12 protein-coding genes are annotated in these 12,542 nt (G+C 50.5%); 9 read left to right on the top strand and 3 right to left on the bottom strand.

Annotated features, from left to right (window positions below):
* Positions 1-178: 178 nt before the first annotated feature.
* Positions 179-832: a YfbR-like 5'-deoxynucleotidase gene (locus AC6B99_RS00005; RefSeq protein WP_056031420.1), complete on the bottom strand. Its 654-nt coding sequence runs from the start codon at positions 830-832 to the stop codon at positions 179-181.
* Positions 833-1,010: 178 nt separating this feature from the next.
* On the opposite strand from AC6B99_RS00005, the gene AC6B99_RS00010 reads away from it, so the two are divergent.
* From AC6B99_RS00010 to AC6B99_RS00020, 3 genes are read left to right on the top strand one after another with little or no spacing between them, the layout of a single operon-like run.
* On the top strand, positions 1,011-2,186 hold the full coding sequence (locus AC6B99_RS00010) for a helix-turn-helix domain-containing protein (RefSeq protein ID WP_494878924.1): 1,176 nt from the start codon (positions 1,011-1,013) through the stop codon (positions 2,184-2,186).
* Between the two features lie 41 nt (positions 2,187-2,227).
* Positions 2,228-3,268, top strand: a complete 1,041-nt coding sequence (locus AC6B99_RS00015) for an ABC transporter substrate-binding protein (protein ID WP_494865386.1) — start codon at positions 2,228-2,230, stop codon at positions 3,266-3,268.
* Entirely contained in the window at positions 3,268-4,074 is an 807-nt protein-coding gene (locus AC6B99_RS00020; RefSeq protein ID WP_056031411.1) for an alpha/beta hydrolase, read from the top strand. Before AC6B99_RS00015 ends, AC6B99_RS00020 begins: the two co-directional genes overlap by 1 nt.
* A 126-nt stretch (positions 4,075-4,200) precedes the next feature.
* Here AC6B99_RS00020 and AC6B99_RS00025 read toward each other — a convergent pair whose 3' ends face one another.
* Entirely contained in the window at positions 4,201-4,359 is a 159-nt protein-coding gene (locus tag AC6B99_RS00025) for a hypothetical protein (RefSeq protein WP_494865391.1), read from the bottom strand.
* A 163-nt stretch (positions 4,360-4,522) separates the two neighbouring features.
* On the opposite strand from AC6B99_RS00025, the gene AC6B99_RS00030 reads away from it, so the two are divergent.
* The 6 genes from AC6B99_RS00030 (at position 4,523) to AC6B99_RS00055 (ending at position 12,113) form a co-directional block, all read left to right on the top strand.
* Entirely contained in the window at positions 4,523-5,488 is a 966-nt protein-coding gene (locus AC6B99_RS00030; RefSeq protein WP_494865436.1) for an ABC transporter permease subunit, read from the top strand.
* An 80-nt stretch (positions 5,489-5,568) separates the two neighbouring features.
* Positions 5,569-6,393, top strand: a complete 825-nt coding sequence (locus tag AC6B99_RS00035) for a carbohydrate ABC transporter permease (protein WP_496662681.1) — start codon at positions 5,569-5,571, stop codon at positions 6,391-6,393.
* Between the two features lie 30 nt (positions 6,394-6,423).
* Entirely contained in the window at positions 6,424-8,097 is a 1,674-nt protein-coding gene (locus AC6B99_RS00040; RefSeq protein WP_496662458.1) for a type 2 periplasmic-binding domain-containing protein, read from the top strand.
* Positions 8,057-10,120 carry a sensor histidine kinase gene (locus AC6B99_RS00045; protein ID WP_496662459.1) on the top strand — a complete coding sequence of 688 codons (2,064 nt, stop codon included), beginning with the start codon at positions 8,057-8,059 and terminating at the stop codon, positions 10,118-10,120. Before AC6B99_RS00040 ends, AC6B99_RS00045 begins: the two co-directional genes overlap by 41 nt.
* Positions 10,110-11,702 carry a response regulator gene (locus AC6B99_RS00050; protein WP_494878920.1) on the top strand — a complete coding sequence of 531 codons (1,593 nt, stop codon included), beginning with the start codon at positions 10,110-10,112 and terminating at the stop codon, positions 11,700-11,702. The genes AC6B99_RS00045 and AC6B99_RS00050 overlap by 11 nt, the downstream gene beginning before the upstream one ends.
* Before the next feature lie 90 nt (positions 11,703-11,792).
* A complete protein-coding gene (locus AC6B99_RS00055; RefSeq protein ID WP_442952504.1) occupies positions 11,793-12,113 on the top strand; it encodes a HesB/YadR/YfhF family protein in 321 nt (106 codons plus the stop codon).
* Positions 12,114-12,137: 24 nt separating this feature from the next.
* Here the strand turns inward: AC6B99_RS00055 and AC6B99_RS00060 are convergent, their stop codons facing one another.
* A complete protein-coding gene (locus AC6B99_RS00060) occupies positions 12,138-12,536 on the bottom strand; it encodes a hypothetical protein (protein ID WP_494878918.1) in 399 nt (132 codons plus the stop codon).
* Between the last annotated feature and the right edge of the window lie 6 nt (positions 12,537-12,542).

Genomic DNA, 12,542 nt, shown 5'->3' on the forward strand with positions numbered 1-12,542 from the left:
GCCGTTTCACCTTGAAATATAGGAAAGGATATCTAACGCAATCCTTTCTCTATATTTCTCGGAATGAAACGCGCCGCGCCGCTACAGGACGGCGACGGCCGTTTCACCTTGAAATATAGGAAAGGATATCTAACGCAATCCTTTCTCTATATTTCTCGGAATGAAACGCGCCGCGCCGCTACAGGACGGCGACGGCCGTTTCACCTTGCGCCAGCGCTTCTTCTGTTATTTTACGAATATCGATGGGGGAAAGAGTGCCTTCATGGATAATATCTGGCAGGATGTGCTCGAGGAAATACTTCACGCAGTGGAGGTCGATATTTTTGATTTTAATTAGCGCATAGCGATACATGACGATAAATTCCTTCTCGGTATTGCCGCGCTGGAGCTCAGCGAATGCCTCGTAGACCTGATCCATTTTATCAGCAACTTCCAAAATGAGCCCTTCTACCGAATGGTCTTTGCCCTCGCGCAGCTGTCTGCGGAAAATAGCCTGAAATTCCTCAGGAATATGGTCCTGAATAAAATGCTCGACCATGCCATCCTCAACCTGCTGCAGCATCGAACGCAGTTCAAGGGAATAATGCTTGACGGGCGTTTTAATGTCTCCAATAAAAATTTCCCCATAATCATGGCTGCTCGTAATTTCATAAAGCTTCTTCCAATCAATCGTGACGCCGTGCTGCTCCTCGATATCGGCAAGCGTCTTGGCGTACTGGACAACTTTCCAGGAGTGAGCCGACACGCTGTGCTCTTCGAATTTGAATTTGCCAGGGGTGCGGATAATGCGTTCCAAATCGTTTAGTGATCTAAAGTACGTATGAATGCCCATAAGTGCCATCATCCTTTATTTAGTTGAGTATGATTCGACTATACGCCAGTTATGTCAGCTCAGGATTAACGCCGTGTGACGCTCAGGTCAATTTTCAAATCCATTGATAGCGATTCTCAATGTTGCTATACTGAGAGGATAAGCTGGACAAGGCTCGAAAGCATGGAACGGAGGCATCATGTACGATAATCAACCCCCAAAGACGGATTTATTAAGCATTCGCCGCTTTATGGAGCAGCATTTCAATGAGCCGATATCTGTGGGACAGCTGGCAGAGATGGCCCATATAAGCCCTAAATATTTTGTGGATTTGTTCAGAAAAACATATGGGCAAAGCGCCATTGATTATTTGACCGACCTGCGCATCAACCGGGCAAAAAGATATTTAACGGAGACGGACTACCGTCTGCGGGAAATTGCCCACAAGGTAGGCTACAGTGATGAATTTTACTTCAGCCGCAAGTTTAAGAAAGAGGTTGGCGTATCCCCCTCCGCCTTTGTGACCCGTCCCAGACAACGCATTGCGGTATGTTCTCCTTCGCTTATAGGGCAGCTGCTTGCGCTGGGCATTATTCCGGTTGCTGCGCCGCTCGATTCAAAGTGGACGCCTTATTATTATAATGTGTACCAGATGAGCATTCAGGTGCATATGCGCTATGGGGATTTGCAGCGGCATGAGGAATGGGACAAGCTGACGAAGGTCCGTCCCGACGCAATCGTAGGCTTCGATCATTTGCGCGATGAAGAAAAGCAGAAGCTGGGCAGCATTGCCCCTGCCCTATTCGTTGATAAGGGGCAGAAGGATTGGCGAGAGCAGCTTCGTCAAATGGCCTCTTTTTTAAAAGGCGAGCAGCAGGCGGAGGAATGGATTGATGGATATGGGCAGAAGCTGGAATCGGCCCGGACGAACATCAAGCATGCCGTGCAGGAGGATACCTTTGTCGTATTGCGGATATATGGGAAAAAGGTGCATGCCTACTGCAACCAAGCTATTTTTGAGCTGCTGTATCAGGAGCTGCAATTGTCTCCGGCCTATGAGCAGGCTTCGTTGTACAATGTGGAGCTAACACTGGAGCAGCTCAGCCATCTTGACCCGGACCGCTTGCTGATAGTAGTATGCCCTGAGGCAGAGTCGCGCTCGTACTGGCTAGCGCTTCAACATAACAAGGAATGGCGGGCGCTCAAAGCGGTTCGCAATCATTTTGTCTATCTGGTGCCTTCGGACCCATGGTTCGAATACTCAGCCATAGCGATGAATCGGATGCTGGACGAGATGCTGCTGCTCCTAACCGGATATTGTCCAAAGGCAGGAACGGATAAAGTCCATGGAGACTGCATAGGGCATCCTTTATAATTCTCCTAAGTGAGAATTGTTATCATAGGAGGGTATTTCGAATGTTCCAGAAGTACAGTTTTTTGCGAAAAAGGTTAAAAGCAAGCGGGCTCTCGCTGCTCATTATAGGAATGGCGCTTAGCCTGCTGAGCGCTTGTGGCTCCACGAATGCCGAAAACCCAGCTGAGCCAAGCCAGACAGCTGCTGCTGCACAAGAAAGTCAGGCTCCTGAGGTTAGCGAAGCCCCTGAGGCTTCAGAGGAAGTGTCAGCGACGAAGACGGTAACGGATGAACAAGGGCATGAACTCGTTATACCAGCCAAGCCATTAAAGGTATTCGCCCCCTATATGGAGGATTCTCTGCTGAGCTTGGGCGTAACGCCTATTGCCCAATGGGGGAATAGCGGGAAAGGCCAAGCCTACTTGCAGGATCGGCTTAAGGGTGTGCCAACTGTCGAGTTTTCAGGAGGACGTCCGCCTTCCCCAGAGCAAATTATGGATTTTGAGCCTGATCTGATTATTTTGCATACGGCCCATTATGCCGACGACGGCATCTATGAGCAGTATTCCAAAATTGCGCCTACGTACGTTTTCGTCAATGCGGCTGGCGATTTAAACAGCTCGATAACGAAGCTGGGAGAGCTGCTTGGCAAACCTGACGAGGCGAAGCAGGCGCTGAGCGATTATGAACAGAAGAAGGAAGAAGCCAAAGCCAAGCTTGCTCCAGTTGCCGACGGGAAAAAGGCGGTTTTAATTAATTTTAATGCCAAAGGAATGTACCTGATTGGCGGCAACTATTTTGGAGGCTATGTACTTTCGCATGAGCTAGGCATAGGAAAGAGCAAGCTGGTTGAAGAGAAAAACAGCGTGGATGCCTCGCTCGAAATTCTCCCTGAGCTGGATGCCGATTTTATTTTTACAATCGACTACGCGGGCTCAGGCGCAGCCAACATTAAGGAGCTGACCGACAATGCGATTTGGAGAAGCATGCCTGCGGTCAAAGCGGGCCATGTTTACGCGGTTAGCGATGAGTATTGGACAGGCGGCGGTCTAATCGCATACAGCAAAATTATCGATGATATTGTTCGGTTTCTAGCGCCATAATGAAAAGCGAAGCTAAGGGACATTATACGGCTGAAAGCAGCGAGAGAGTGGTGCATGCAAGCCACAGGCAGCTGGAATACCGCATTAGGATAGCCGTGCCGAAGGAGCCGCCTCCGGAGAAGGGCTACCCGATCATTTATGCGACGGATGGGGATGCGGTGTTCGGCACATTCGCTGAGGCCGCCCTTTTGCAGACTCGCAAGCCGCATGGCTATGACCCCGTCATTATCGTAGGCATCGGCTATCCTTCCGGTGAACCGTTCGATATGACCCGGCGCTGCTATGATTTCACGACACCTGCAAAGCTCGAAAATTTGCCTGCCCGGCCGAATGGCCAGCCATGGCCGGAGCATGGCGGAGCTGATGGCTTTCTCGATTTTTTGGAGACGGAGCTGAAGCCGGTGCTGGAGAAGGAATTTCCCATAGACAAGGAGCGGCAGACGATTTTTGGACATTCGCTGGGGGGCCTGCTCGTCCTCCATGCCTTATTCAGCCGCCCTCAGTCCTTTCAGCGCTTTGCTGCGGGAAGCCCGTCCATATGGTGGAACAAGCATGCGGTGCTGGAGGAGCAAGCCGCATTCGAAGCAAGGCTCCCTCAGATCGATCACCCGCCGAAGCTGTTGATCACCATTGGCGCGGAGGAACTGCCGGATATGGTGAAGGACTCCGAGCAGCTGGCGGACAGTCTAAGGCCGCTCCAAGCCAGCGGATTCCATGCGGCAATCGCCAAATTTCCCGAGGAGAGCCACGTTAGCGTACTGCCGGGAGCGATAAGCCGGGTCATTAAATTTGCCTTATCCGGCTAGCGGATTGTTATTGACATCTCACAGCTCAGGTCGCTCACTCCTTTTTTGAAGGACTGAGGTTCCGCTATTCTGGCTTTTACTGCGATTTCAGGCCGTAAGCGGACAGGAAAGCCGCTATGGCTCTCATCATCCCGTCAAAATGGCCATTTGCAGCGCATTAGCTGCTCCTGAGTCCGCTGCCTGTGCCATAACACGTGATTCTGTTGAAATAGCGGCTGCTGTGTCCGCCAAATCTAGCTTCAAAATTGAAAATAGATCATTGTATTTAGGCAGGCCCATGCGCATAAGCATGGGCCTGTTTGTTTTGCAGACAATCCGAAAAAAGGACCCCCTAAAACGAAATTTGAAGCCTTACAGGAACGGAAGCTGCCGTCTACAATGGATAAAGAAGGCATTTCAGTCTGTAGAGCAAGATTCCAACGTAGTATGGGGGATTTATAAGGTGAAAATACGGCACGAAGCACAATCGGCGGCAGCGCTTGCTGCAAGCACGAGAGCGGCCAAGCACAGCAGATGGTTCAGGAAGCTGTACGGCCAGAGGCATGTGCAGGTGATGGCGCTGCTTGGCATTTTATGGATGATTATTTTTAATTATGTTCCGATGTACGGCATCATCATAGCGTTCAAAGAATTTAATATCGTCAAGCCGATCAGCGCGGCGCCTTGGGTAGGCTGGTCGCATTTTCAAGAATTTTTCCAAGATGAAAGCTTCGTCAATGTCATGCGCAATACGCTGGGCATTAGCTTGATCAAGCTGGCGATCGGCTTTCCACTGCCGATTATATTCGCCTTATTTTTAAACGAGGTGCGCTCGGTGCTGTTCAAAAGATCGGTACAGACGATATCCTATTTGCCGCATTTTCTATCGTGGGTTATTCTTGGCGGCATTCTGACGACTTGGCTGTCGGATGTCGGCATCGTCAATCATGTACTGATGGCGCTTAACGTCATTAAGGAACCGATCTCGTATCTTGCAGAGCCGGATTATTTCTGGGGCATTATTATTACCTCGGATATATGGAAGGAGCTTGGCTGGTCCGCCATTATTTATTTGGCCGCGATTTCGAGCGTATCGCCTGAAATGTACGAGGCGGCTACGATTGACGGTGCTGGCCGCTTTCAGAAAATGTGGTACGTCACGCTGCCAAGCATCAAAGCAACGATTTCGATTTTGTTCATTCTGGCGGTCAGCGGCGTGCTGAACTCCAACTTTGATCAGATTCTGGTGCTGAGAAATGCATTAAATGAAAGCGCAAGCAATGTGATTGATATGTTCGTCTATCAGACGGGCATGCAGCAGGGACGGTATTCCTATGCCACCGCAGTCGGCTTGTTCAAATCCGTTATCGCCCTTATCTTGCTGCTCATCGCCAATCGTGTAACGAAAAAAATCAATAACACATCGTTGTTTTAGGAAGGAGGCGACTGGCTTTGCTCAGCTTGAAACGAAAAACAAAGGGAGAAGCAGTATTCGACCTCTTCAACGGCTTCGGCATGCTGCTCGTGTGCTTTGCGACCTTGTATCCCATCTGGTACGTCCTCGTAAATGCATTCAATGAAGGGCAGGATGGCATGCGCGGCGGCATTTACTGGTGGCCGCGGGTGTTCAGCGCGGAAAGCTTCGAGGCGGTATTCCAGAGCGCGGGCATTATGACGGCAATGGGCATTACGGTAGCCAAAACGGTGCTTGGCGTGCTGCTGCATGTTTTTTTCACCGCGATGGTAGCCTATGCGTTTTCCCGCAGAGGACTTATTGGCGGCAAAATTTACATTTTACTTGGCACGGTCACCTTGTTTTTCGGCGGCGGCCTGATCCCTACCTATTTGCTAATTAGAGATTTGCATTTGCTGGACAATTTTCTCGTGTATATTATTCCGGCGATGTTCAGCTTCTTCGACCTCATTATATTCATGACCTTCTTCCGGGAAATTCCGGATGGACTGGAGGAAGCGGCGAAAATCGACGGAGCGAATGACTGGGGCATTTTCCTCAAGGTGGTGCTGCCGGTATCGCTGCCGGTTATTGCGACGATTGCGCTGTTCCATGGGGTATATCAGTGGAATGACTATTTTGCCGGCGTCATTTATATGAACAACATGGATTTGCAGCCGATCCAAACGTATTTATACCGGGTAGTGGCACAGTCCAGCTCGAATCAGATGGTTGCCGCCATTCCGGGAGGCGTTGGCAAAACCGTTACCTCACAGTCGATCAAGCTGGCGACGATGGTCGTTACGACGCTGCCGATTGTGCTGGTTTATCCTTTCCTGCAAAAGTATTTTGTCAAAGGCATGATGATTGGCTCTATTAAGGGCTAGTCTACTCAAATAGAAAAGGGGAAAATAAACATGGTTAAACAACCTGCAATAAAGCGTTTGCTGGTGCTGCCGCTTGCCGCTGCACTCGTATTTACGGCAGCCTGCTCATCAAACAGCAATACGAACGAGGGCACAACGAATGGAGGCGCGTCTCCAACTGCTGCTGCTGAGGTGAAGCTGACGCAGGAGGATAAAGGCTGGGAAGTGGATAAAAGTCCGATTACGTTCGATTGGTATATTAATTTCGCGTGGTTTCCTAATAAGTGGGGCGTAGATGACACATCCAAGTATATTACGGAAAAAACAGGCGTAGATATTAACTTCATCGTCCCTGCCGGCAATGAGGCGGAAAAGATGAATACGATGATCGCCTCCGGCAGCCTGCCTGATTTCATTACGCTCGGCTGGTACGAGGATGCCGTCAAGAAAATGATAGAAGGCGAGATGGTGCTCCCGCTTAATGAGCTGGCTGACCAATATGACCCTTACTTCTACAAGGTGACCGATCCGGCGAAGCTCGCCTGGTACAAGCAAGAGGATGGCCATATCTATGGGTATCCGAACGCCTCCTCCTCACCGAAGGATTACGAGAAGTTTGGCGACAGCATCACCTCTACGCAGACGTTCCTCGTGCGCAAGGACATGTATGAGGCTATCGGCAGCCCGGATATGCGGACAACAGAGGGTTTCCTTCAAGCCTTGACTGATGCAAAAGCGAAATTTCCCGACATTAACGGCCAGCCGTTAATTCCGCTGGGGATGTATGATTTTAATGAAAAGGGCAACAGCTCGCTGCAAGCTTATATCCAAAATTTCTTGGCTATTCCTTATGAAAAGGATGGACAGCTGTATGATCGCGACACGGACCCTGAATATGTAAAATGGCTCAAGACGATGCGTCAAGCGAATGAAAACGGCCTGCTCTCGAAAGACGTGTTCATCGACAAGCGTCCGCAAATGGAGGAGAAAATCGCTCAAGGCCGATACTTTGCGATGCTGTATGCGAGGTCTGATCTGGCTAACCAGCAAAATGCGCTATTTGCGAACGATCCTAATTCCATTTATATTGCGGTGGATGGGCCAGCTAATGCTGCGCAGGCTCAAGCAACGCTTGCAGGGCCATCCATCTCCGGCTGGACCGTTACCCTCATCTCCAAAAATGTGAAGGATAAAGCGCGCGCGATTCGCTTCCTGGACTATCTCATCTCGGAAGAGGGCCAGCGGGATATGTTTTTCGGTGAGCAGGGCGTAACCTGGGATACAATAGACGGGAAAGACCAGTTTTTACCTGAAGTATTGGAGCTGCTTAATTCGGATCGTGGTGCCTTCGATAAAAAATATGGCGCCTCCCATACGTTCTGGATGCTGATGGATACGAATCTGACGCCGGAATGGTCGCCGCCAGCGGTTGAGCCATTCAAGCAGATGGAAGACTGGACGCGCGGCAAAGCGCTCAGCCTGTCGCAATTTGACCAGCTTGACCCGACGGGGGCATCCGAGGAAGGCATTATGAAGACGAAGCTGGATCATGAATTTGGCAAGGCGCTTCCGAGGCTGCTGCTTGCGAAGTCGGATGCCGAATTCGACAGCTTGTGGCAGGAGTATTTGAGCAAGCGGGATGCTCTTGGCTTTGGCACCGTTCAGGCCTATAAGCAGAAAAAATATGAAGAGAACGTTGCGAAGCTGGCAGAATTCATTAACTAATACAGGCCAGACCCGGGCATACATCCCGGCATCAGGTGCGCCAAATCCATTATGGACTGGCGCGCTTTTTGCCGCCTGCAAGCAAGTCAGGGGGCTGGGCCGCAAAGATGGAAGTGAGCCTAACGTGGGAAGGCAAATCCGGAATTATTTTCAGGCGACGGCATATTGGCTGGGCAGAAGATCGATGCAAAGCCGTCTGGTCGCCGCGTATGTTTTTATATTGCTGTTTCCAAGCATTGTGGTGTCCAATTATTTGTTTGGGGAAATTAGAGACAGCCATATTAATGAGACGCTTCGGCAGGGGCAGTATTTAGTGGAGCTGGAGAAGGTAAATATTTTGAATCAAATTGAAGCGATGGAGCTGGCAGCCCAGCTTACGATATTAAGCGCGGATATTACCGAGTATATATCTACACACAAGGAATTTACGACGGAGGAGCTGCTTGATTTATATTGGGGGCCGCTGACCGATGTTATCCATATTCAAACGAACAATCCGAACATCGCCCATTTGCGCCTGTTTGCAGACAATGACTATATATCGGAAATGTGGCCGATTGTGTTTCATGAGCGGCGTATTCAGACGGAGCCTTGGTATTCAGAGCTTGCGGAGCTGGATGGCAAGGAGCTGTGGGTGTTTAAGGAGGAGGACGCCGATATTTTGCACCGGAATGTGACGGATGTGCATAATCAGATGCCCAAGGTTTCTCTTATGCGGGTCGTCCGGGCAGGGAGTGAACGGATTGGCGTCATTCAGGTGGAAATGCTGCTGAAGCATTTTGCGCCTAAAGCCTTTGCAAGCTTGCAGGATGAGGGCTCGCAGATGATGCTGGCCGACAGCAAGGGAAGCATCGTGCTCGATGAGCTCCAAGCCTTCGCGGGCAAGGGCAGCAATCCGAAGCTGCGCACAGCCATTAAGGAGCAGTTCGCCGCAATGAAGGAGCTTGGGCAGCAGGAAATACGTTTTACCGTTGATGATCATCCTTATTTGCTCATTCGTACGCCCGTAGAGCAAGCGGAAGCAGAGCTGCTTCATGTCATTTCCTTGGAGTCGGTGTATGAACGCGTATCGAAGGGGCAATTTCGAATTATGGCGGTTAATGTGGGGCTCATTGGCTTGCTGTCCATTATTACGTATATGATGAATGCTATTATTCTTAAAAATTTGCGGCGTTTAACCGACGCGATGAAGAAGGTCAGGCGAGGCGAGACGCCTGCGGGACTTCCTCTCAGCGGAGGCGGGGAAATTGGCGAGCTGGCATTCCATTTTAACAAAATGATGCAAACGATTAATGAACTGATTGCCCAAGGCGTAAGGAAGAAGGCGCTGACGAAGGAAGCCGAGCTGCGGACGCTGCACAGCCAGATTGATTCCCACTTCTTGTACAATACGCTGGAAAATATAAAAATGCTGGCCGAAATTGAAAACCAGCGCCTCATCTCTGACTCGCTTACGTCGCTGGGCGGCATGATGCGCTACAACTTTAAGTGGTCTGGCGAATATGTGCGCTTGCAGGATGAAATTCGCCATATTCAAAACTATATCGACGTCATGAATATTCGCTTCGACGAGCCCATCGTCCTTGAACGGAGCATGGAGCCGGGCTTGCTGGAAGTAGAGATGCTGAAAATGTCCTTGCAGCCGATTGTTGAAAATGCGCTTAAGCATGCCTGGCCAGAGCTGGGAGAGGAGCAGCGCCTCATCCAGATTGCCGCATTCGAGCAGGCGGAGGGCGGAATCGTCATTACGCTGCGCGATAATGGCGAAGGAATCGCTCCGGAGCCGCTTGCGTTGCTGAATGAACGCATCCAGCTGGAGCGGGCGGGGGAGCGCCTGATGGATGAATATGAACGAAGCGCAAAACCATTGTACGGCATAGGGCTGCGTAATGTGCATCAACGCATCCGCATTTATTACGGCAAGCCCTACGGGCTGCAGGTGCGCAGCGAGGAAGGCCAGTTCACTGAAGTTATGTTGACGCTGCCCAAGGTGGTGATTGCAGGAGGAGGGGATGACGATTAAGAAGCTGCTGATCGTGGATGACGAGAAAAATATAAGAATCGGCCTGAAAACGATGATTGAGCGTGAGTTTCCAGATTACTACCATATTCGGCTAGCCATTCATGGGGAGGATGCATTGGCGCAATATGAGAGCGAGCAGGCGGATATCGTCATTACGGACATTCGTATGCCGGTGATGGATGGCATTGAGCTGATCAAGCAAGTGATGCAGCAGCCGGAGGAGGAGCGCAAGCCTGTTTTTATTATTTTGAGCGGCTATGATGAGTTTACGTATGCGAAGGCGGCGATTGAGTACCAGGTCAGAGATTATATTTTGAAGCCGATTCGCCGGGATGAGCTGTTCGAGGCGCTGCGCAAGAGCGAAAGTATTTTGCAGGCACAGGCAGAGCTTGCGCGCAAAACAGCTGAGGGAGACAAATACCGCGAGCAGGTTCGAATGAGCCGCCTGAAAGAGTGGCTCATTCAAGGAGAGCTGCTGCATGGGCAGGAGGAGGAGCTGCGTCCTGATAATGATATGCCCTTCGAATCAATCACCTTGCCATGCCATGTTGCTGTTCTAAGCTATAAATCCGAGAATGGGGAAGCGGTGAACCGCAATGAGCGGGGGCAGCTCATCGAGAGTATGCTGGAGCAGCTTGGAGGGACGGTCGATGCTTCTTTTGTGGATGGCGGGGGAAGGCTTGTCCTAATTGGAGGGCAGGCCGCGCAGTTCCACGAGCTGCTGAGGCTAACTGGCGGCAAGGAGCTGGAAGGGCTGCGTTTGGGACTAAGCTCAGAGGCGGCTAGGCTTGAGGATTTGCGCAGCTGCTATAAGCAGGCAGAGGAAGCGCTGCACTATTCCTTTCTTTATCCCAGCAGCCGCCTGCTCCAGCATCAGGATATTTGCGCGTCGCAGCGCCGCATGCATCCGCTGCCGGATGAAGACATTCGCAAGCTTGGCAATATGCTGGGCACCGAGCGGGAGAAGGAGCTGCAAGCGCTGCTTAAAGCTATTTTTCGTATCGAGGAATTGGCTGATATAGATATCGGTTATTTGCGCCAGGTGGGCAAGCGAATGAATGAGCAGGTGCTCGATGAAGTGTTCCGCCTATACGGAGAAGCGTCTATTGACGTGCTGAAGCTGTATCGCAGAGTCGGCAGCATGGACAATTTTCGCAGCTTTCACGACTATTACCGCAGTCTGGAGCATCTGCTGTACAGCGTAAATGAATATGTGAAAGGCATCCGCTCTGCCTATAACGAGCATGCGGAAATTAACGCGGCTATCGCTTATATGGAGATGAACTACGCCCGGCCGCTCAATATGGCGGTTGTCAGCAATTATGTCGGCCTCAATTATTCTTATTTCAGCGAGGCGTTTAAGGCACATACAGGAGAAAGCTTCGTCTTGTTTTTGAAAAAGCTGCGTATCCGCAAAGGTAAGGAGCTGCTGGAGAGCACAAGCGATAAAATGCAGGACATCGGTAGCGCTTCAGGCTTCGAGAGCAGCAAGCAATTTACCCGCGTGTTCAAGGAGCTGGAGGGGATTTCTCCGCAGGAATATCGGCTTAAGGTTAAAGCTGCTGCCAGCTTGAGCGAATAAACGATAAAAGCAAATATTTGCAGCTGCATTGACACCAGCCCGCCAATTGGCGATGATGAAGGTATTCGTACATGAAGGAGCATCATTTAAGTGGCGAATATCGAATGGAAGGGGCTGACACATATGCAATTAATCGTTGAGCAGCCAGCGGCGAGCTGGTATAAGCAGCAGTTGGAACTGAAAAATGGAGAGTCGGTCAGAATATTTATAAAGCTTGGCGGCTGCAGCACTGTAGTGCCGGGCTTGTCTCTAGGCGTTAATAAGGAACTGCCAATAAATCCGGGGCTCAGTGCTACCGTTGAAGGAATTACCTTCTTCATGGAGGAAGCCAATTTGTGGTATCTCGACAATAAGGGGCTGCGCATTACGTTCGACGAGCAGCATGAGGAAATTGACATGATCGTGGAATGAAAAAAAAAGAGAGGCAGGGGCCCGTCAAGGCTCCTGTCTCTCTCGTTTCTCGGACTCTTCTCCATTGCCGCCAGCAAACAGCGAGGTCATAAACTTCACCTCTGGATAGGCTTCGCTTGGTCCCTCCAGCAGGCTGTCGCCTTTATTTTTCAAATAATGGTCGAAGAAGCTAAGGGTATAGGCGTTAATAATTGAAGCAACCCGGTCCGTACTCCGCTTCCCGGTCATGCCAATTTGCCGGAGTATGGAGGTAAGAAACTGCACATCGGCAAAATTATAATGCTCTGCGCCTGCTACATACACAACCTGTCCTCCGTGATCAGCGACGCTGCCCATATGCTTAAGCTGTGCCCCGACATCGCGATAAGCCCCGCTGTGAGTGCCAGCATAGCGACGATTCCAGCATAAACGGTGCCCCTCCAAAACCTC

This window comes from Paenibacillus liaoningensis (assembly GCF_059609455.1).

What these genes read in the sequence shown, in the direction of transcription:
- AC6B99_RS00005 (WP_056031420.1), bottom strand. Translation starts at nt 832, where the DNA reads ATGGGCATTCATACGTACTTTAGATCACTAAACGATTTGGAACGCATT.
- AC6B99_RS00010 (WP_494878924.1), top strand. Translation starts at nt 1,011, where the DNA reads ATGTACGATAATCAACCCCCAAAGACGGATTTATTAAGCATTCGCCGC.
- AC6B99_RS00015 (WP_494865386.1), top strand. Translation starts at nt 2,228, where the DNA reads ATGTTCCAGAAGTACAGTTTTTTGCGAAAAAGGTTAAAAGCAAGCGGG.
- AC6B99_RS00020 (WP_056031411.1), top strand. Translation starts at nt 3,268, where the DNA reads ATGAAAAGCGAAGCTAAGGGACATTATACGGCTGAAAGCAGCGAGAGA.
- AC6B99_RS00025 (WP_494865391.1), bottom strand. Translation starts at nt 4,359, where the DNA reads ATGCGCATGGGCCTGCCTAAATACAATGATCTATTTTCAATTTTGAAG.
- AC6B99_RS00035 (WP_496662681.1), top strand. Translation starts at nt 5,569, where the DNA reads ATGCTGCTCGTGTGCTTTGCGACCTTGTATCCCATCTGGTACGTCCTC.
- AC6B99_RS00040 (WP_496662458.1), top strand. Translation starts at nt 6,424, where the DNA reads ATGGTTAAACAACCTGCAATAAAGCGTTTGCTGGTGCTGCCGCTTGCC.
- AC6B99_RS00045 (WP_496662459.1), top strand. Translation starts at nt 8,057, where the DNA reads ATGAAGAGAACGTTGCGAAGCTGGCAGAATTCATTAACTAATACAGGC.
- AC6B99_RS00050 (WP_494878920.1), top strand. Translation starts at nt 10,110, where the DNA reads ATGACGATTAAGAAGCTGCTGATCGTGGATGACGAGAAAAATATAAGA.